We start from the raw sequence: 21194 nt of genomic DNA, 5'->3' as shown, positions 1-21194 counted from the left end.
ACTTTCATCCCTGTCGGGGAACCCCGACAGGACAATTTTCTGAGATATAGTAGATTTTAAACGCCGTTTTCGTTCCTACCAATTACTCCACAAGCAATTTTATATCTTCCTCCACCGTGCCAATAGTTCCCAGATTAAAGGTTTTTACGAGGACCTCTGCTACTTCGGGGGAAAGGAATGCCGGGAGGGTAGGCCCAATGTGGATGTTTTTAAAGCCCAGCGAAAGGAGCGCTAAGAGAACCAATACGGCCTTTTGCTCATACCAGGCGATATTAAAGGCAATAGGAAGATCGTTCACATCCGCAAGAGCAAAGGCTTCTTTGAGGGTAAGGGCCGTTACTGCCAGGGAGTAGGAGTCATTACATTGCCCCGCATCGAGCACCCGAGGGATCCCTTCAATATCTCCGAGGGGAAGTTTGTTATATCGATATTTGGCACAGCCGGCGGTAAGAATCACCGTATCCCGGGGAAGGGCCCGGGCAAACTCTTCGTAGTATGCACGGCTTTTCATACGCCCATCACAGCCGGCCATAACCACAAATTTACGGATTTTGCTGGCCTTTATGGCCCCTACTACCTGGGGCACCAGGGCCGCCACCTGATCGTGAGCAAACCCACCGATAATTTCGCCCTCTTCAATCGGTGTGGGTGGGGGGCAGGTTTTCGCTAATTCCACAAGGGCGCTAAAATCTTTCCAGCCCTTGTGGTCCGCCTCAATATGGGGTACGCCAGGGAAGCCCACTATTCCTGTGGTAAAGAGTCTATCTTTGTAGGAAGCTGAAGGCGGCACAAGACAATTGGTGGTCATGAGGATGGGACCGTTAAATTTCTCAAATTCCTCCTTCTGTTTCCACCAGGCATTCCCGTAGTTGCCTGCGAAATGGGGATATTTTTTAAAGGTCGGATAATAGTGGGCAGGAAGCATCTCGCTGTGGGTGTACACATCTACCCCCGTACCGGCCGTCTGTTCCAAAAGCATCTCCAGATCCTTAAGATCGTGACCAGAGATAAGGATCCCCGGATTATGACGAACCCCAATCGATACCCTGGTGATTTCCGGTTTGCCGTAGGTAGCGGTATTTGCCTTATCTAACAAGGCCATGGTAGTAACCCCTACCGAACCACATTCTAATACCCACTGAATAAGAGCGTTCGTCTCAAGATGGGAATCCACCGTGGCAGCCAGGGCCCGATGCATAAAGGCAAAAATGTTGTCATCGGTGTAGCCAAGCACCGCCGCATGGTGCGCATAGGCGGCCATTCCTTTAAGACCAAACACAAGCAACGCCACCAGGGAACGACGGTTCACATCTTCTATCGACAAAAAACCTATTTCCTGGGCCTTGGCAGGGAATTGATCCGAGGGAAGTTTCCAGATGGCCGCATCGCTATTGGCGATATCTTTGTGAAGGCCCTGAGGAACCACCAATTCGTTGCCTACTAACCGTTGTAGCTCCTGCCGAATTTGAAGGCCCTCCGTAATCTTTTGGACAAAGTAGGCCCCATCAAAATTGGCATTGGTAATAGTCGCAAAAAGACTTTCCATAACAAATTGATCTGCCATCGGGGTGGGCTTTCCCACCGCCCGGGCAAAACTAGCCCATACGCCAATTCCTTTCAGGGTATGTATCAAAAGATCCTGGAGATCCGAGGTTTGACTGTCTTTCCCACAGACCCCTTTTGCAACCGCACACCCCGTACCGTTCATGGCCTCCTGACATTGATAACAAAACATAGTGTTCCTCCTAAAATTGTTTTATCTCCAGGTAAGGCTTCCATCCTGGATTCCGATCACTACCGTAGAAACGGGGACCTTGCGTTTTGTCCGAGAAAGGGCCTGCTGGACTAACACAGAAAGCCCCCCACAGCAGGGCACCTCCATAATTGCCACCGTGATATGGGCTACCTGGCTTTCATCGATAAGAGCCGCAATCTTATCCACATAGACTTCTTTGTTTGCATCCAGTTTAGGGCAGGCAATGACCAGTTTTTTCCCCGCAAGCAGGGCCGGATGAAAAGCTCCACAGGCAAAGGCGGTACAACTGGCGGCAATAAGAAGCGATGATCCCTGGAAATACGGAGCCCGGGGATTAATAAGATGAAGCTGGATAGGCCATTGTTCCAGGCGAGAAGCATAGGAGAAGGACAATCCCTGGGCCTCAGGAAAGACTGGCGTATCCCCTTTCTCCGACAGAGAAGGAACTGCAGTAGAAGGACCTTTCCATCCTCTTGCTTGAAGTCCCGGGCACCCTGTTCTTATCTCCCCCTGTTCGTTGCCCCGCGTATCCGCCGGGATAGAAGTCGTTCCCTGCCGATATACTGAAGGCCCCCTTTCTTTAAAAATTCCGGTGGCCCTATGCTTCTCTTCTTTTGATTCGTCAGAAACAGCATGGTCTGATGATGTCGACAGGGACCGCACTTCTTCTGGCACAGAAATGCCCTTTTCAGCAAGTATGGCCAGGGCCTGTCGATACCAGCTTTCCTGGCCATGATGGTGTAAATGTTTCAGGTGGGCCACAATAGTAGCCATCCCTTTAGGGATGATATTCTCTATGACCCGCCGTTCATCGTAGGCTTCCGCCTCCCGTTCTATGCGGGAAATAGCTCCCTGGGGACATTCACCAATACAGGCTCCAAGACCATCACAGAGGGATTCTCCCACGAGTCGGGCCTTCCCTTCGATAATTTGTAAGGCTCCCTCAGGGCACCCTTCTGCACAGAGGCCGCATCCATTACAGAGGTCTTCGTTTATTTCTATAACCGTCCGTTTTGCCATCCCTTTCCTCCTAATATAAGCATAATGGTATTATTTTACCATTTTAAGACGTAAAAAACTCACGTAACTTGCCTTTTGATGCTTCTCTCCCATAGGGAGTATTCTCTCTTTTATTTATTTTCCGGCGCTCCTCATTGTATCCTCAGGGAGAGGAGTTTCGGCTATCATATGCTGTAGGGTCCGTTCCGCCAGCAAACGGACCAGACGCTGGGAAGCCCCGGTTATTTCAGAACCAAAGATACAATGCTGCGCATTGCAGGCTCTACTAAAGGGACAAAAATCGGCCTGCAGGGGCCCATCTATTACTTCGATGATTTCTTTCAAAGTGACATTCTGCGGATCCTTTGCCAATGAGAATCCTCCCGCGGGGCCTTTAACCGAACGGACCAATTGATTTCGCACCAGGTTCTGCATCACCTTAGCCAGGTGATTTTCGCTGATACCCAGATAACTCGCTATTTCCTTGGTCTGCACCCGCTCTCCCCTATATTGGGCGAGATACATCAGGGCGTGGATACCGAGCATGCTGGCATCGCTAAAATGGACAATTCGGTTAACACTCATAATGGTATTATGATACCAAAATATTTTTTTGTCAATAAAAAATACTTCTCTGCTGTAAAAAATCTCTGAAAAATAATTTTTCTGGACTAATTATTCCAGGAAAAAGTCTTCCTTACTCTACAAGATTTCATTACAGCAGAGAAATATGCACCCTATGATTAAAAAAGAGGAAGCGAAAAACCGATAAACCAGGAACCATACAAGGTCATGGAGAGCCGGTATATATCAACATTATAAACACTACCAGTTTTAAGAGATGCTGGTATACGTTCAGTACCTGATTGTTCTACATCTGCCACATATCCAATCAAGAATTCCCCATTTCCCAGGGATATACCTACGGTACCCCGCAGTGTCGCAAAGGCTAAACTACCCAGGTACACCCAATTGATATTCTTCCACTCTTCCGTAGTAGTATCCAGTTGCTGCAACCGTCGCTGGGTCATCGAAGCTGAAAGATCTATATCAAGATGCAGATCAGGACTCCCTGCACGAGTACCTAGACCAAGGCCATAAACTGGATTGGGGGAACTTCCAAACCATTCATCCGAAGGGAGCCGAATCTGAAGGATAGAATATAAAAAAGAGGAGCCACTCCGCACATAGGCAGTTACCAGATCCCGGTTCCAATCGTAGAGGAGCCCCACATCATGAATACCATTGCGAGCCACATTGATAAGCCCCAGTTGGAGACCCTGAACCCTATTGGCCACATTTATAAGGCCAATTTGAAGACCCTGCACATCCTCAGCGACATTAAACAGTCCCGCCCCTTGAATGCCCTTAACATCCTTGGCGATATTAAATAGCCCCGCCCCCTGGATTCCTCGGACCGTCTCAGCCGTATTAAAGAGGCCTGCCCCCTGTACTCCCCGAAGAGAGCCACTGATATTAAAGACCCCTGCCATCTGGATTCCCTGGGGCACCCCACCGGCTATATTAAAAACACCCGCACCTTGAATGCCCTTTAAGGTACCGGTAATAGTAAAAATACCGGCACCGAGAATTCCCTCGGTCCTTCCGGAAAGGCTAAAGATACCGCTTCCCATGATCCCCGAGACTTTCGGCGCCGCCCCGCCAATCACATTAAGGCTCACAATAACAGTGCGATACTCTGAAGGCACCGAAAGGCCCGGCACAAACCCGAGGACAAGCGGGACCGGCGGCGCATCCGGTTCCCTAGATTCCGATTCTACAGAGGTCATTGTTTCATTTTCTGACGTTTTTTGTTCCGCCTGCTCTTTTTGGGCCCGTTTTCGGGCTTCCTGAAGAACCGAATCATCGTCCCACCAATCCTGAGCTCCCCCCGTCAGGGCAAGCCCCAGCATCATCAGCGCCAGCGCTATTCGCCGCATAGGATCCTCCTCACTTTTTTAGTTGTTTTTATGGTTTATCTACCACCTCAGTACAAAAAACTATATCTCACTTTTTTTAGAAAACAAAAAAGACATCCTCTATTTTTTTTACTCAATCGAGCTAAAGAGAATCTCTGTGTAACTTGTCTATTTTTTATTATGAGATATGAAGGGGTAGCCCAGAAAGGGCTCCCCCGAGTGTCTGCGAGGGGACCCTTTTTAAATACTAAAATCCACCACCCCTCGCTTTAAAAGCCCAAGACGGACCATATCATCGAGGGTATATCGTTCTAACACAGCCCGGATGGCTTTTTCAATCTGGATGCAGAGCTCTTCACTGGCCTCTTTAAAACCCGTTGGAACATCGGGGGGCGACGCACCACCCTCTTCAATCTCATAATCCAGAAGTTTCCCCTCCAATACCTCAAACATCTCGAGGAGTCGGATCTTCTCGGGGGCCCTCCGTAAGTAGTAGCCCCCCTGGGCCCCCCTGATGGAAAGCACCAAACCAGAAGCCCGCAAGAGCAACATGATTTGCCCCAGATACTTTTCTGAAATTCCTTCCCGTTCACTGATCTCGCTGAGTTGCAGGGGCCTTTTTTGATACTCCATCGCCAATTGGCAGAGCATCCGTAACCCATACTGGGTTCTGGTAGAAAGTTTCATAGTTCGACCTTATCTTCTCCATTTTGCAGGTTCTGTTCCCCTTTACTGAGGGTCCTGATACAAAATGGTAGAAAGGTACCGTTCTCCCGTATCCGGTAAGAGCACCACCACCGTTTTACCTGCCCATTCAGGCCGTTTAGCTACCTGGGTTGCCGCAAAAGCCGCCGCTCCGGAGGAAATTCCCACCAGGAGGCCCTCATAGCGGGCAAGCTTTCGGGCGGTACTCACCGCTTCTTCCGTTTTTACGGTAATGATTTCATCGATAATCTTCACGTTGAGTACCTCAGGAACAAAACCCGCCCCAATACCTTGAATCTTATGGGGGGCCGGAGTTCCCCCTGAAAGTACGGGGGAATCAAAGGGCTCTACCGCCACCACCTTAACCTGCGCTTTCCGCTCTTTCAGAACCTCGCCTACCCCGGTGATGGTACCGCCCGTCCCTACCCCCGCCACAAAGACATCTACCTCGCCATCCGTATCCCGCCAGATTTCTTCGGCGGTAGTCCTACGATGAATCTCGGGATTAGCGGGATTACTAAACTGGCCGGGGATAAAAGAATTGGGGATCTGGCTTGCCAGTTCTTCTGCTTTTTTAATGGCCCCTTTCATCCCCTCTGTACCGGGGGTAAGGACCAGTTCTGCCCCCAGGGCCTTAAGAAGGCTTCGCCGTTCAAGGCTCATCGTCTCGGGCATGGTTAAAATAAGGCGGTATCCCTTTGCCGCCGCCACAAAGGCCAGGGCAATTCCCGTGTTGCCACTGGTAGGTTCAATAATGACCGTATCTTGAGAGATAAGGCCCCGCCTTTCCGCATCGGCAATCATGGCATAGCCAATCCGGTCCTTTACACTCGAAAGGGGATTAAAATACTCAAGCTTTGCCACCAGTCGGGCCTGTAGGCCCTCCTGTTTCCCATAGGACCCCAGTTCTAGAAGGGGCGTGTTTCCGATAAGATCGGTAAGTTTCTTAGCTATCCTGGCCATGTGGTACCTCCTTCGCAAGGCATGGGGAATCCCCGAGTTTTTCCCTCCAACGGGTTCTCTTGTTCTTTCCCCTTTTAATATACTACTAATAATAGTTTATTAGTAGTGATTACTATGGCATATAATACTTATTTAGTCAACTATTTTTTCTCCTCTGAGGCGGTGAAAGCGGAGGAGGTCAAAGTGATGTAGCAGGTTTTGTTGGTTATCCATACCTGCGGGCCTTTCTTCCCTTCTCTCACGCATTATCATGGCGTGCATCGCTGATACAAAAAGTCCCAGGAACACCCCTTTATCCCCTCCAACGGAACGGGCCTGTTTCTTTATTCAAAACGCCCTATCCTCTCGACTTTATTTTTCTTTTACGCTACAAAGAATAACATGTGGAAATTGATAGTGCAGTTCTTCCGCATGCTTTTTAAGAAAAAGGAAGACGATCCCGATCAAATTAAAGAAGAAGTTTGGACCACTGATCTGAGCCATCCTGGTAAGGGGCGCTTTATTCCCGAAGAAAGCACCAAGTACCGGGGTTTCTATACAAAACAAGGTTTTACGCTAGAACTTTACCATGAACACACCCTTACCTGGATAGAAGATCCCCTGTACCGCTATCAAGATCTTTTTATTCAGCTTGATGTTCATTTTTCTACACCTACGGCGTATTATGCGGGGGGGCTTCAGTTTCATCGGGTTGATGACAGTTCCTATTATTCCCTGCTGGTTTCCAATAGGGGCTATTTTCGGCTGGATCTCCTCTTTAACGGCCGGACCATGCCTCTTATTGGGTGGACCGAAATACCCCGGAGTCAGGAAAAGGAAGCTTCAGGGAAAACCAGAGAACAGTTCCAGTCTGAGAAGACAAGGCAAGAAAACCCCTCTGTTCCGCCGGTATCCCTTTCCGTCCCAATCACGGCGGTTCAAATTGGGCTTATCGTCTCTGGGGAACGGATGTGTATTCTTATCAACAATCGATGGGCCGCCGAAATCCAGGATGCCACCATTCCCGAAGGTCGGCTTGCCCTTTTGGGAGTGCTTTACGAAAAACCAAAGGAAACTCACCAATCGGCATCTCTCCTCTTCCGCCATCTCCACGTGGATTCCCGGCCTTTGAACGTAGAAGCCTATTACATCCGCTGGACCTCTTTTATCCCGATTAGTCCCAGTGCTCGCTATAATCTGGCGGAAACCTTTTTTGTGATGAACCAACCCCACGCAGCCCTGGTTCAGCTGAAACGGCTTTGGAAAGAACGTCCTGGTCCTCGGACAGCTTCGGAACTGCTGTTGGCGGGTCGTTCGGCCCTGCTCCTGGGGCTTCACCAAGAAGCGGAAGAATATTTCGACCACTGCATAGAAGTAGATAGTCAGGCCGAAGAATCCCGCGCTGCCCTGGCAGAGAAGGCAAAAATCCTGTATCTCCAGGACCGCTACGGAGAATTGATAGAGCTTACCCGGGAAGCCCTGGGCTTTTTTCCCCAGGATCCGGTGCTTCACACCTTGCAGGCCCACGGGGCCTTTCAGCTTGGCCTGTACGAAGAGGCCCTGAGTTCCTATCAGGAGGCCTTTCAAAAGGATAATGACAACGGCCTTTTGGCCCAAAACATTGGCTCCACCTTCGAAAAACTGGGAAACCCAGAGGAAGCCCTGCGATGGTACTGTAAGGCAGGGAAACTGTTCCTTAACCAGGAACAGTATCATGACCTGGAGCTTCTTATCCCCCGACTCCAGGAACTGGGGTCTAGCTCTGCCGAGGCCCACGGGATTATAGGGAAGTATTTTTTTGCGGTGGAAGAATACCCCAAAGCGCAACATGAACTGGAACGGGCCCACACCCTTAATGCCCAGGAAGACGCGGCCGTTCCGTATCTCCTGGCCCTGATCAGCATTCAGGAGGGGCATCGGAAAAAGGCGCTCTCCCTATTAGAAGAAGCCATTGCCCTCGATCCTGCGGTGGCAACCTTTCATTTTCGACTTGCCGAGAGCCGCTTCATCCTCTATGGCTCCACCCATGATGGAAAAACCCTCTATCACCTGGAAGAGGCCCTGCGGCTGGATCCCGGTAATGGATGGATCCACAACCTGGCCGCCCAGATCGCCATGGCAAAGGGAGATGTAACGACCGCCAAAATTCATCTTGAAAAGGCCCGGGAACTCTTAGGCGAAGAAATACCCCTCATTATCAACCAGGCAGAGCTTCTGTACCTTCAGGGAGAGCCTGCCCAGGCCCTAGAACTGGTAAGTCGCTACGAGCACGACGATACCACCGGAGAAGCGGCTCACGAAAAGGGAACCATCCTGTATCGTCTCGGACGGTTTGAAGAAGCAGACGAGGCTTTTCAGGAAGCGCTGAGAAAGAATCCCCGATCCATTGAATACCAACTTTCCCGGGCACACCTGCTTATCGATATGGGGTTGTACGGAGAAGCGGACGATATCCTGGCAGATGCCTATGAAACCGAAGGGAAAGAGCCCTACCTTTCCCGTATTCTGGATCTTATTGGCTATGTGGCCACCAAGAAAGGGGAATTCCCCCGGGCAGAAGTGGCCTACCGATTGGCAATCGAAGCCGCCCCAGAGGAGGTCCATCTGTATCAAGAACTGGCCTGGCTGTACCTCACCATGGGACGCTGGCAACAGGCCCGGGAACTTATCGATAAGCTTAAGACCCTTCGAAACAGAGAGGATACGGAATTGGAGGCTGCTATTACGGCATTAGAAGAACAATACCTTGAAAGTACCACGGAGAAAGTCACCTGTTCGGTCTGTCAGCGCCTGTGGCGACTTCCCCGACAGCTTCCTCCCGTGCCGCCCCTCAAGCTGGTGGCCCAGCCTCCGGAGGACCTTCCCGCCGGTATGTGTCCTTCCTGCGGGAAAATTTACTGTATCCAGTGTGCCAAAGAACATCTGGATGCGGGGGGCCGTTTTTTGTGCCCCACCTGTCAACAGCATTTAAAACTGATTGATGACCGACTTCGGTATCTTTTGTATGAATGGAGCCGTCAATCAGAGATTGCGAAAAACATCAATTTTTGATATGCTGAAGTATGAATATAGAGCTCAATTCCCGTGGCAACGGGGCCTGCCCTATCTGTGTACAACACAATCATTGCCGTATTCAAAAGGCCCTGATGGATGCCGTAAAACCCTTTAACCACGAAGAGATTCAGATGGAACTGGTTATTTACACCTGTCCCTATTTTAAGGAGAAGGACTAAGTGAACGAGCGACTCGTATCGATACAGGAACGATTTAAAGAGCTGGACCTGCTGGTTCAAGATCCCAACCTGGCAAAGGACCCCAAAAAATACCGGGACGTCATGAAAGAGCACGCCCAGCTCTCAGAAATCGTGGAAGCCCACCGGCGCTGCGAAGAATTAGAGAAAAACATCCAGGAAACCGAAGCCTTACTTAAAGAAGAAAAAGACCCGGGCATGAAGGAACTGATAAAAGAAGAACTGCGGGAACTGGAGATTCAGTTACAGGATGCGAAGGACCGTCTTAAGTTCCTTTTGATTCCCCGGGATCCCCTGGACGAAAAAAACATCATCATGGAGATTCGAGGCGGTGCGGGTGGAGATGAAGCGGCCCTGTTTGCGGCGGACCTCTTTCGTATGTACTCCCGGTATGCAGAAAACCAGGGCTGGAAAATCGAAGTCATGAGTTCCAATGAAACCGAACTCGGTGGCTTAAAGGAAATTATTTTTTCCATTGCGGGGAAAAATGTGTACGAGAACCTGCGGTATGAATCGGGGGTGCATCGGGTACAACGGGTCCCCGCCACCGAAGCTTCAGGACGAATCCATACCTCTACGGTGACGGTAGCGGTTCTCCCAGAGGCGGAAGAAACAGAAATAGAAATTCGGCCCGAGGACCTGCGGATCGATGTCATGCGGGCCGGTGGTCCGGGGGGCCAGTGCGTAAACACCACCGATTCGGCGGTCCGCATTACCCACCTTCCGACGGGAATCGTGGTCCACTGCCAGGACGAAAAAAGCCAGATCAAGAACAAAGCCAAGGCCATGCGCATTCTGCGGGCCCGCTTATTCGAAATGGAAGAAGCCAAACGCCAGGCAGAACGGGCGGAGGCCCGCAAAAGCCAGGTAGGAACCGGGGATCGGTCCGAACGAATCAGGACCTATAACTTTCCGCAGAATCGACTTACGGACCACCGGATCAACCTCACCCTGTATAAGCTTGACCTTATCATGCAGGGGGACCTGCAGGAACTCTTCGACGCCCTAAAACTCTCTGCCCGGGAAGAACTCCTTAAAGCCACCGCTTCATGAACATTGCCGAAGCTCGTCGCTACGGTAGCACACATTTACAGGAAGCGGGCATCGAAAGCGCCCCTTTAGATGCGGCGCTTCTTCTTGCCCATGTCCTCGGGGTTGATCGCAGCTGGCTCCTTGCCCATCCAGAGGCATCCCTTACCCCATCCCAATGGAACGCTTATAGGACCCTCCTCGAGGAGCGGCGCAAAGGTCTGTGTGTGGCATACCTTACGGGACACCGGGAATTTATGGGCCTTGATTTTATTGTGACCCCCGATGTGCTTGTACCCCGGCCCGAAACAGAGGGTCTTGTTGAACAGGCCCTGGCCTGGCTGAGAGAATTCTCTAAAAGGCCCGTCACAACCGGAGCTTCCCTTCGAGCCCTCGATCTCTGCACAGGATCTGGTTGTATCGCGGTGGCCATAAAAAGGCTACTTCCCTCCCTTGAGGTATGGGCCAGCGATATTTCAGAGAGGGCCCTGGCGATTGCCCAGAAAAACGCCGAGCGCCTTGTAGGACCCGGGGCCATCCACTTTTGTCGGGGCGATCTTTTCGAGAACATCCGGGGGACCTTTCATTGTATTGTCACCAACCCGCCCTACGTGCCCCGGTCGCTGATTTCTCATCTTTCCAGAGAGGTCCAACAGGAACCGCTTGGCGCCTTAGATGGGGGGGACGATGGGCTGGATCTTATTCGACGTATCATCGCCATGGCGCCCTCGTACCTTGAACCAGGGGGAGCCCTTTTTCTTGAATCCGACAGCAGTCAAGTCGAATCCATACGGACCCTCTTGCACAAAGCGGGCTTTATAGGGATAGATACCTATAGCGACCTGGCGGGGCTACCCCGGGTAAGTCGGGGAATTAAGCCCTAGCGGCTGGTCAAATACCTAAGGTTTTTTGTAAATTTTTAAGATGATAGAAGGGAAAGAGACCCTGAAATCCCCGAGGACGAAGGGATTTTTAATCCCTCGACTCCAGGAGAAGGTGGAACAGAAAACAGAATGGATGAGCTCGTTACGCTTTTTTTACAAAAGATAACCGAAGCATACACCCAAGAAGAGCAACAACGCCTTCGGGAAGCCCTCGCATGGTCAGAATCGCTCCATGGGGAACAGAAACGGGCCAGCGGGGATCCCTATTTTATTCACCCCCTTGAAGTGGCGCTTATCCTGCTGGATCTCCGCCTGGACGCTGACACCATTATTGCGGCCCTTTTACACGATACCCTGGAAGACACCAGCGCTACCCCTGCAGAAATCGAAGAGAAGTTCGGGAAAACGGTCCTTAAACTGGTAGAGGGGGTCACCAAAATTGCCGACATCCAGGCCAACAACAAAACGATTCAGGAAGCCGAAAACATTCGAAAGATGCTTTTCGCCATGGTCCAGGATATTCGGGTGATCCTTATAAAACTGGCCGACAAGCTTCACAACATGCGCACCCTGGATCATCTCCCTGAGGAACGAAGAAAGCTGAATGCCCAGGAATGTCTGGACATTTACGCGCCCCTTGCGGATCGCCTCGGTATTTCCTGGCTTAAGGATGAATTAGAAGACCTTTCCCTGAAACATCTTAACCGGGACGTATATGATCAAATCAAAAACATCGTAGCCTTAAAAAAGAGCGCCCGTACCGAATTTCTAGAAAAGGTCCAGGAAGCCCTCTACAAGGAAACCAAAAATCTCGGCATTCCCGTCACCGTGAATGCCAGGGCGAAACATTTTTACTCAATCTACCAGAAAATGCGCAAACGGAATAAGAATCCCGACGAATTGTATGATCTATTTGGGATCCGTATTCTTTGCAACACCGTCGAAGATTGCTACACCCTGCTGGGAACCGTACACCGGCTGTGGAAACCCATCGAAGGGCGTTTTAAAGACTATATCGCCATGCCCAAATCAAACGGCTATCAGAGTCTCCATACCACCGTGATGAGTTACGACGGTAAACTGCTGGAAATCCAGATCCGCACCTGGGACATGCATCAGGTGGCCGAGTATGGAATTGCGAGCCACTGGCTTTATAAAAAGGGGACCACCAAGGAAATCGTTCGTCCCGAGGATCTTTCCATCGTGAATCGGCTTAAGGCCTGGAAGGATCTAGATATGACGACCTTCCTGGATGATATCAAGCGGGAACTTCTAAAAGATTCCATCTTTGTGTTTACCCCCAAAGGCAAGGTGATAGAACTACCGGCAGGGTCTACGCCCATTGATTTTGCCTATCACATCCATACCGATATTGGGGACCATTGCTATGGAGCAAAAGCTGACGGGGCTATCATTCCCCTTACAGCGGAATTAAAAAACACCCAGGTGGTAGAGATTCTAACCTCCCCTCAGGCCCATCCCCACCTTAACTGGCTTCGGGCCGTAAAAACCGCCCGGGCCAGGAGTAAAATCCGCTCATGGCTTCAACAGCACGATGAAACCCTTATCATCGATAAAAACATTGTGGCTAAGAAAAGGCCCGCCACAATACCCTCTGCATCCGCTGGCACTACTGCGGCGGTGAGTCAGCAAGCGCCCGTCGCCCCTAAACCAGAACCTTCTGTGCAAACCGTTCAGCCTTCCCTACCGCCAGGGCAAAGCAGCATCCTGCAGGTCCGTGTGGAAGATGAAAAAAACATGATGATCCGCTTTGCCCAATGCTGCCGGCCCATAACCGGCGATCCTATCGTAGGGTACGTTTCCCGCGGGCGGGGAATCATTATCCACAAGAAAAGCTGTCGGAACATTGCTTCCATCCCGGACTTTGAAAAACGGCGGGTGGAGGTAGAGTGGGAAAATGCCGAAAGCACCCTGGTTAAACATTTTAAGATCGAAGCCCGCAAAACGGCGGACCTCTTTTCCGCCATAGAAGGGGCAATACGAAAACAACAGGGGCATCTGCTGGAAGGCCGCCTTGAGGAAATAAGTGCCGACCGTTTAACAGGCTACTTTACCATGAAACTGGAACATCGCAACGACCTGAAACAGGTAATGAAAAACCTCCGCAGTATCCCTCAAGTCCTTTCGATCCAGGCAATTTCATAACCTGGGTAAAGGATTTGCTAGCTTTCCCGGATATCCACAATACGAGTAACCAGGGGTGTTATCACATCAAGGAGCGTTTCCCGATCAATCCCATTCACCTTAATCGTACAGTAGGAATTGGTGGGGTCCTCCCCTTCAAAGGTGGCAAAGGAAATGATGTTTCCCCCGTTTTTAGCTATGGCGCTCGATACCTCCGCCAGTTCTCCCCGTTTTTCAGGAAGCAATACGGTAAGACGGATACCCTGATGCCGGGCCCCAAAAAGCTCAATAAATAACTTAAAGAGGTCCGATTCGGTAATAATTCCTACTAACACTTCACCGCGCATTACCGGAAGACCAGAGATATTATTATCCGCCATGATACGGGCCGCTTCTTCGATAGGGAGATCCTCGGTGACCGTAATAACCGGATGGCTCATCACTTTTTCAACCTTTAATTTCGAAAGCAGATAATGCAGTTCATACATGTCCAGGCTTGTCGCAGGCGAAGGGGACGCATGAATCAGATCCCGGGCAGTCACAATACCGACCAGTTTGCCATTCTTATCCAGCACCGGGAGACGCCGGATCTTTTCTTTTCTCATAAGGGCCTGCGCATCAGGTACCGACATATCCGGCGTGATGGTTATGGGATTCCTTGTCATTCGTTGTCCTACGTTCATAGCGACACCTCCACCTTCTATTATAACCCTAAATAGGCCCGTTGCACCTCTTCATTGGCCAATAATCGTTCAGCCGTATCACTCAGTTTTATGACCCCATTCTGCAAAACATACCCTTTATGGGCGATTTTTAAGGCCATATGGGCATTCTGTTCTACCAGAAAAATGGTGGTTCGATTTTCCTCATTGATATTTTTGATAATCTCAAAAATATGTTGAACAATGAGGGGTGCAAGCCCCAGGGAGGGCTCATCCATCAAAAGGATGCGAGGGCGGGCCATAAGAGCCCGTGAAATGGCTAGCATCTGTTGTTCCCCCCCACTCAAGGTCCCTCCCAGTTGGTTTTTTCGTTCCGCAAGGCGGGGGAAAAGATCAAACACCCGATCCATGTCACTCTTTATGGCGTCCTTGTCTTTTCGCAGGTAAGCCCCCATTTCAAGGTTTTCCGCCACCGTCAGCTGGGGGAAAATCCGGCGTCCCTCTGGTACCTGGGAAACCCCCATTTCCACAATTTTGTGGGGAGGAAGATGGGTAATATTTACCCCATCCAGATAAATCTCCCCTTCCCTCACTGGTACAATACCACAGATACTCATCAGGGTGGTTGTTTTTCCTGCCCCATTGGCCCCAATGAGGGTAACGATTTCCCCTTCCTCTACGGAAATCGAAATATCCCGCAGGGCATGAATATTGCCATAATAGGTGTGAACGCCCCGTAACTCCATTACTGCCATACTACGCTTCTCCCAGATAGGCCTTTATCACTTCTGGATTGGACTTTATCTCCCCAGGACTTCCCTCGGCGATGAGCCGTCCATAATCAAGCACATATATGCGCTCTGATACATTCATCACAAGACTCATGTCATGTTCAATGAGCAGAATCGTAAGATGTCCCTCTTCCCGGATAAGGTGGATTGTTTCCTCCAGTTCCTTTGTTTCCTGCGGGTTCATACCGGCCACCGGTTCATCCAGAAGCAACAAGAAGGGATCGGTCGCCAACGCCCGGGCGATTTCCAGCCGTCGCTGTGCTCCATAGGGAAGATTGCATGCCCGTTCATTCACGAATTCATGAAGGTTCAGCTTTCTTAGGATTTGATAGCTTTCTTCGATAACCCGCTCTTCCTCTTGTCGAGTAGCCGCATCTCGAAAAATAGAACGAAACACTCCCGCCGTAAGGGAGTTGTGCCGTCCAATCATAACGTTTTCCAAAACGGTCATGTTGGAAAAAAGACGGATGTTCTGGAAGGTCCGAGCAAGGCCCTTTTTATTAATTACATGGGGTTTTAAGCCATGGATGTATTCTGGAGTGCCATCTCGATTCCGGATAGCTATCGTGCCTTCCGTAGGTTTATAGACCCCCGTAATACAATTGAAAATTGTGGTCTTACCAGCCCCATTCGGACCTATAAGGGCGCAGATCTCACCTCGCTTAATATACAAATCCACATTATCAATTGCTCGAAGTCCTCCAAAAACCATGGAAAGACCTTCGATTTGTAAGATGGTGTCTTCTTTCATTGGTATCATAGGTGTCCCTCTGGAGATGTCGACCCCTCTTGCTCAAGTCGATATTCGGTACGCCGCCGGGGAATAAGCCCATCACTCTTAAAGAGTATTACTATGATCATGGCCACTCCATACAGAAGCATCCGATACTGGGCCAGGGCCCGGAAATACTCTGGCAGCAGCTTAAGAACCAACGTTCCCGCGATAACCCCCGGAATCGAACCTGTTCCTCCGATAACCACCGCCATGAGCACCATAATCGATTCCCAGAGGGTAAAACTATCAGGATTGATATAGGTCGTCTGAGCAGCAAGAAGCACCCCTGCCACGCCTGCCCAGAAAGCCCCCAACGCAAAGGTAATCAGCTTGTTCTTTACCAGATCTATCCCCATGGCTTCACAGGCGATTTCATCTTCCCGCATCGCCTCCAGGGCCCGCCCGACCCGGGAATTTTCGATTCGGCGAACCACAAAAATAGTAAAAACCACAAGAGACAGGGTGATATAGTAAATATAGATCGCCGCCATATGGGGTGTTAGCTTTACTCCAAAAAACCACGGCCGGGGAATAAGGCTGATCCCTGTGGCACCACCGGTGATATCTCCCGAGTTCTGAAGGACCATCCGAAAAATTTCCCCAAAGGCCAAGGTGATGATAGCAAGGTAATCTCCCCGCAGGCGCAATACGGGTAAACTCAAGAGAACCCCAAAAAGTAAGGCCACAAGGCCAGCGAAGGGAAGGGAAATCCAGAACAGCCAGGAGGGATCTATTCCCACCTGGGCAAGCCAGGGTCCCGTATGTTTCCAGAGAAGACCATAGGTATAGGCACCGACTGCGAAAAAGGCGGCATACCCTAAATTAAGGAGCCCTCCCAAACCGACTACAATGTTAAGCCCCAGGGCAAGTATCACATAAATAAGGGCAGAAATCATTACATTGGTGTGGTACATCCCCGAAACGAGGGGATATGCCAGAAGGGCCCCTATTAAGAGAAGGGGAAGCACCACCCGGGCAAGGCGATTTTGTTTAAGAAAGGCGGAAACTCCATTCTGGATACGAACCCCCAGGGAATTCTCCGGATCCCTGGCACCTTTCTGTTCATTCCAGCGGAGCGCCCACCGCCACAGGAGAGAACCCCCAACGGCAGCCACAAACACCAAAGGGATATTGGTCCAGCGGAAGGTTACCGAGGCCACACCACCTACTACCGAAACCTTCATTACAAGCAAGGGGAAAAGGAGAAATACAAACCACACCCCTTGCAATAAGGCCTGGGCTATATCTTTTAGTATCCCGTTCTGTTTCATACCTATACCTTCTGCTTTTGATTTTTACCCAATAAGCCTTCCGGTTTAACCGTAAGGATAAGAACGAGAATAAGCAGGGCAAAGGCATCTTCGTAATCACTGGAAAGGTAGCCGGTTCCAAAGCTCTCCGTCCATCCAAGGACAAAACTGCCGAGCACCGCCCCCGGGATACTGCCAATACCGCCAAGAACGGCAGCCACAAACGCCTTAATACCCGCAATAAACCCAATGTAATAGTTAATCTGTCCCATATAGGAACAAATCAGTACTCCACCGATGGCAGCGAGGCTTGATCCAATAATAAACGTAATAGATATGACCTGGTTAATATTCACGCCCACGAGCTGCGCCATATCCTTATCCTGAGCGGTGGCTCGCATGGCTTTTCCAATCCGCGTATATTTTATCAACATGGTCAAAAAAACCATGATGAGGGCTGTCACTATCAAAATAATAAACTGCGTTGCATTTATGTATTGTTTTACCGGCTGTAAGAACGGAAGATCCGGTAAGTATGAAGGATAGGCAAGGTACTTTTCTGTTTGAGCCAAAAGCACAAAATTTTGTAATACGATAGAAATCCCTATAGCACTGATAAGCGCAGACAAACGAGGTTTATTCCGTAAAGGACGATAGGCGATTCTCTCAATCGTAAACCCGAAGGATGCTGCGTACACAATAGCAAGAATCACTGAAATAAGTAACACCACCGGCGCTGGCAATCCCATACTATATAAAAAGCCTCCAAAAATAAGGGCTGTAAAACCGCCAATCATATAAATTTCGCCGTGGGCAAAGTTAATGAGTTGAATAACCCCATATACCATGGTGTACCCCAGGGCAATCAACGCGTAAATACTCCCCTTTGTGGTACCACTTAACAAGAGTTTTAAGAAATACTCCATCCTTCCGTCCTCGATGTTCGGGCGTTCTACCCTTACTCCTATTATATACCAACAGGAGACACTGAAAAAAAATGAGCCGTTCCGCTATATTCCCCGGAACGGCCTGAATACATTATATCTCTTTAGCTACTTTAATTCCACATATTTACCATTTTGAACCTGGAAGACAGAGAACCCATAGCCAATGACATCGCCCTTCTCATCAAAGCTGATGTTCCCGAGGGGTGTCTCTACATATTCAGAACGCAAAGCAGCCACTACCTTGTCATAATCGGTGGTACCAGCCTTGGCTATAGCATTCAAAAGAGCCTGGGTAGCAGCATAGGCATTCAAGAAGAAAGCTCCGGGTTCACTACCAAATTCTTTTTTATGATCTTCGATAGCCTTGATAGCAAGGGGATTCTGGGTCGTATCGGTTGGGCCAGTAGCATAGACCCCCTCCGCATATTTCCCCGCTACCTCGATAAAGGTGTTATCCTTTACCCCGTCATCAGAGATAAACGGGACATTGATTCCCTTTTCTCGCATCTGCTGAACCAGCTTGGACGCCTCAGGATGATAGCCACCCCACACAACGCCATCCACTTTGGCATTACCAATCTTATTGACCACCGCAGAGTAATCAGGGGCACCGGGGTTAACTCCCTCAAAGAGGGCCACTTCGATTCCCCGTTCTTCTGCAAATTGCTTTACCAACTCTGCAAAGCCTTTGCCATAGTCTCCCTTATCATGGAGCACCGCCAATTTTTTAAGGCCCAGTTTCTCCGCAATAAAGGTAACCGCAAGCCGGGCCTGGGCATCATCCGGAGCAATGGTACGGAAGAAGTTGGGATACTCCCCACTCTGGGTAAGAGGAGGGTTTGTCGCAGAGGGAGAAATGGTAATTACCTTCGAATCCTTATAGATTCCGAGGGCCGACTTAGTGGCTCCAGAACAGATATGCCCAATAACAGCTACCACCTTATTGCTTACCAATTTTGAGGCGGCGGTAGTAGCCAGTTCTGGCTTACATTGATCATCTTCCACCACAAGCTCTACCTTCCGGCCATTGATCCCGCCCTTTTCGTTAATTTCTTTTACCACCAGCTTCGCCGCATTCACCGACGGCAAACCATATGAGGCAAGATCCCCACTGTGGGCGCCAGCAACACCAATCTTAATAGAACCGCCACCACCACCCTGACACCCTACCAGGACAAGGGAAAGGGCGAGCAGTACTCCACTCAACACTAATACTCTCTTTTTCATAGTGTTCCTCCTGGAGCGAAATTTACTCTATTTTTATACGTTTTGTCTAGATTTTATGCATAATACCTGCATATTTATGTAAGATTTTTACAAAGGAATCAGCCCCAACGGCCTCATGGCAGCGGGTACCTTAAGATATTTTATAAGGGCGTTTGCATAAAAAAAGGCTACCTCCTTCTTAGGTAGCCTTTTTATTATGTTTGGGAACCTCTTTATACAAAAGATCCGTCAGCCCTTACACAGCTTTGCCATGTTTCAGGGCAGCCTTACACACCTTACAGATCTTTACTTTTTCCCCATTCACTTCTTGTTCGTAGAGAATTTTTACCGCCGCTCTTTTACAAACGGGGCAGGTACCTCGTCCATGGGCTGGAAGCTCCCGGATACCCTTTCCTCTGTGCGCCTTAGACATGGGTCTTCCTCCTATTACGCCTTCGCCTTAGCTTCCTCTTTTTTGGAAGCCTTTTTTTCTTTCTTCTGGGACTCCTTCTCTTTTTCCTCAACTTTATAATCAACGAGTTCCAGAATCACCATCTCCGAGGCATCTCCCGGTCGTTGACCCAGTTTAAGAATACGGGTATACCCCCCTGGCCGATCCTTCATACGAGGCGCAATATTGGTAAACAATTTGGTTACCATATCCTCGTTAAAGAGGCGACTTGCCACAATACGCCGATTATGTAAGGTGTCTTCCTTTGCCCGGGTAATCAGTTTTTCCGCAGCCCGTCGGACTTCCTGGGCCTTTGCTTTGGTAGTGGTGATGCGCTCGTATTTAAACAGAGAGGTCACCATGCTCCGCAGAAGGGCCTTACGATGAGCGGCGGTTCGTTCAAGGCGATTAAAGCCAATCTTATGCTTCATCTTCTTCTTCCTTCTTCACAGGTGCAAATTTGGTTATGTTCTTCAGGACACTATAATCGGTCATGCCCAAACTTAAGTTCCATTCTGCCAATTTTTCTTTTATCTCCTGGAGAGATTTCTTACCGAAATTTCGGGTCTTTGCAATATCCTCTTCCGTTTTTCGGGTCAGCTCTCCAATCGTTCGTATATTGGCATTCTTAAGACAGTTCGACGATCGAACCGACAATTCCAGTTCTTCCACTGGAGTATTGAGAATCTGCCGTATCCGTTCATCGGTTTCACTGAGATCTTCCTCCGAACCAATACGGCTTTCATCAAAATTGATAAAGACCGAGAAGTGATCCTTTGCTATCTTTGCCGCCTCCGCGAGGGCATCATCGGGTCGGATGGTCCCATCGGTCCACACTTCGATGATCAGCTTGTCATAATCGCTGCGCTGCCCCACCCGCGTAGGCTCTACTGCATACTTCACCTTTTTTATCGGCGAGAAAATAGCATCCATCGGAATAGTCCCGATGACTTCTACATACTTCTCATTTACTTCCGAAGGGACATACCCCCGCCCAAGGTCCACCTGGATTTCCATTTCGAGCCGTGCATCGTCCATAAGGGTCATGATATGCTGACCCTTACTCAGCACTTCCAGCTGTCCCGGCCGCGCAAAATCATCACTTTTTACTTCCGTCTGCCCCTTCCATTCGTATAAGAACGTGTCCTGTTCTACATCATCGGGCAACTTAACCCGCATCTGTTTGAGGTTGTTAATAACCTCCAGGGTATCTTCCACGATATTCGGGATGATCTCATATTCACTCGATACAATATGAGGAACCCCTTCTTTATCGTAGGAAGTAATCTTAACCGCTGTTACGGCATACCCCTGAATAGAAGAAAGCAGGATCCTTCTCAGAGTATTACCCACGGTGGTGCCAAAACCTGGCTCAAAAGGAGCAGCGATGAATTTACCGTAATTAGGCTCGAGCTCACTATGCTCAAAGGTAATCCCCTTAGGGCGTTTAAACCCTTTAAGCAGATTTTTACGGTCCATTTA

At 49.6% G+C, this 21194-nt stretch carries 20 protein-coding genes; 5 read left to right on the top strand and 15 right to left on the bottom strand.

Going from position 1 to position 21194, the window contains the following annotated elements; genetic code table 11:
* Positions 1–82: 82 nt before the first annotated feature.
* The 6 genes from hcp to cysK form a co-directional block, all read right to left on the bottom strand.
* Complete coding sequence (hcp, locus tag C5O22_RS08235) at positions 83–1735, bottom strand: hydroxylamine reductase (RefSeq protein WP_132780794.1); 1653 nt, start codon at positions 1733–1735, stop codon at positions 83–85.
* A 21-nt stretch (positions 1736–1756) separates the two neighbouring features.
* The gene (locus C5O22_RS08230) at positions 1757–2776 is read right to left on the bottom strand and encodes a 4Fe-4S binding protein (RefSeq protein ID WP_132780792.1); all 1020 of its coding nucleotides are present in this window, start codon (positions 2774–2776) and stop codon (positions 1757–1759) included.
* 114 nt (positions 2777–2890) lie between these two features.
* Positions 2891–3340, bottom strand: coding sequence for an RrF2 family transcriptional regulator (locus tag C5O22_RS08225; RefSeq protein WP_132780790.1), 450 nt, complete (start codon positions 3338–3340; stop codon positions 2891–2893).
* Positions 3341–3498: 158 nt separating this feature from the next.
* Positions 3499–4695, bottom strand: coding sequence for an LA_2272 family surface repeat-containing protein (locus C5O22_RS08220; RefSeq protein ID WP_132780789.1), 1197 nt, complete (start codon positions 4693–4695; stop codon positions 3499–3501).
* A 219-nt stretch (positions 4696–4914) separates the two neighbouring features.
* On the bottom strand, positions 4915–5361 hold the full coding sequence (locus tag C5O22_RS08215; RefSeq protein ID WP_132780787.1) for an RrF2 family transcriptional regulator: 447 nt from the start codon (positions 5359–5361) through the stop codon (positions 4915–4917).
* 42 nt (positions 5362–5403) lie between these two features.
* Positions 5404–6342: a cysteine synthase A gene (cysK, locus tag C5O22_RS08210; protein WP_132780786.1), complete on the bottom strand. Its 939-nt coding sequence runs from the start codon at positions 6340–6342 to the stop codon at positions 5404–5406.
* Between the two features lie 381 nt (positions 6343–6723).
* On the opposite strand from cysK, the gene C5O22_RS08205 reads away from it, so the two are divergent.
* The 5 genes from C5O22_RS08205 to C5O22_RS08190 all read left to right on the top strand — a co-directional run bounded on the left by C5O22_RS08205 (position 6724) and on the right by C5O22_RS08190 (position 13651).
* On the top strand, positions 6724–9372 hold the full coding sequence (locus tag C5O22_RS08205) for a tetratricopeptide repeat protein (protein ID WP_132780784.1): 2649 nt from the start codon (positions 6724–6726) through the stop codon (positions 9370–9372).
* A gap of 11 nt (positions 9373–9383) precedes the next feature.
* Positions 9384–9554 carry a hypothetical protein gene (locus tag C5O22_RS13505; protein WP_165910459.1) on the top strand — a complete coding sequence of 57 codons (171 nt, stop codon included), beginning with the start codon at positions 9384–9386 and terminating at the stop codon, positions 9552–9554.
* Entirely contained in the window at positions 9555–10625 is a 1071-nt protein-coding gene (gene prfA, locus C5O22_RS08200) for a peptide chain release factor 1 (protein WP_132780782.1), read from the top strand.
* Positions 10622–11485, top strand: coding sequence for a peptide chain release factor N(5)-glutamine methyltransferase (gene prmC / locus C5O22_RS08195; protein ID WP_132780780.1), 864 nt, complete (start codon positions 10622–10624; stop codon positions 11483–11485). Before prfA ends, prmC begins: the two co-directional genes overlap by 4 nt.
* 129 nt (positions 11486–11614) lie before the next feature.
* On the top strand, positions 11615–13651 hold the full coding sequence (locus tag C5O22_RS08190; RefSeq protein WP_132780778.1) for a RelA/SpoT family protein: 2037 nt from the start codon (positions 11615–11617) through the stop codon (positions 13649–13651).
* Positions 13652–13668: 17 nt separating this feature from the next.
* On the opposite strand, the gene C5O22_RS08185 is transcribed toward C5O22_RS08190, so the two are convergent.
* From C5O22_RS08185 to C5O22_RS08150, 9 genes are all read right to left on the bottom strand, one after another.
* Positions 13669–14313, bottom strand: a complete 645-nt coding sequence (locus C5O22_RS08185) for a CBS and ACT domain-containing protein (protein ID WP_132780777.1) — start codon at positions 14311–14313, stop codon at positions 13669–13671.
* A gap of 20 nt (positions 14314–14333) precedes the next feature.
* Positions 14334–15047, bottom strand: a complete 714-nt coding sequence (locus tag C5O22_RS08180) for an ABC transporter ATP-binding protein (RefSeq protein ID WP_132780775.1) — start codon at positions 15045–15047, stop codon at positions 14334–14336.
* A 1-nt stretch (position 15048) separates the two neighbouring features.
* Entirely contained in the window at positions 15049–15843 is a 795-nt protein-coding gene (locus C5O22_RS08175) for an ABC transporter ATP-binding protein (protein WP_486389494.1), read from the bottom strand.
* Positions 15840–17129: a branched-chain amino acid ABC transporter permease gene (locus C5O22_RS08170; protein ID WP_132780773.1), complete on the bottom strand. Its 1290-nt coding sequence runs from the start codon at positions 17127–17129 to the stop codon at positions 15840–15842. Before C5O22_RS08170 ends, C5O22_RS08175 begins: the two co-directional genes overlap by 4 nt.
* Before the next feature lie 2 nt (positions 17130–17131).
* Positions 17132–18034 (bottom strand): branched-chain amino acid ABC transporter permease, encoded by a 903-nt coding sequence (locus tag C5O22_RS08165; RefSeq protein WP_132780771.1) that lies wholly within the window; start codon positions 18032–18034, stop codon positions 17132–17134.
* A gap of 126 nt (positions 18035–18160) precedes the next feature.
* Positions 18161–19282 (bottom strand): branched-chain amino acid ABC transporter substrate-binding protein, encoded by a 1122-nt coding sequence (locus tag C5O22_RS08160; protein WP_132780769.1) that lies wholly within the window; start codon positions 19280–19282, stop codon positions 18161–18163.
* A gap of 235 nt (positions 19283–19517) precedes the next feature.
* Positions 19518–19694, bottom strand: a complete 177-nt coding sequence (locus tag C5O22_RS13500; protein ID WP_165910458.1) for a hypothetical protein — start codon at positions 19692–19694, stop codon at positions 19518–19520.
* 14 nt (positions 19695–19708) lie between these two features.
* Positions 19709–20143 (bottom strand): 50S ribosomal protein L17, encoded by a 435-nt coding sequence (rplQ, locus tag C5O22_RS08155; RefSeq protein ID WP_132780767.1) that lies wholly within the window; start codon positions 20141–20143, stop codon positions 19709–19711.
* The gene (locus C5O22_RS08150; protein WP_132780765.1) at positions 20133–21191 is read right to left on the bottom strand and encodes a DNA-directed RNA polymerase subunit alpha; all 1059 of its coding nucleotides are present in this window, start codon (positions 21189–21191) and stop codon (positions 20133–20135) included. The genes rplQ and C5O22_RS08150 overlap by 11 nt, the downstream gene beginning before the upstream one ends.
* Between the last annotated feature and the right edge of the window lie 3 nt (positions 21192–21194).

Source organism: Treponema sp. J25 (assembly GCF_004343725.1).
GTDB lineage: Bacteria > Spirochaetota > Spirochaetia > Treponematales > Breznakiellaceae > J25.
The sequence above is the reverse complement of the archived record's forward strand: the minus strand, read 5'-3'. Positions and strand labels throughout refer to the sequence as shown.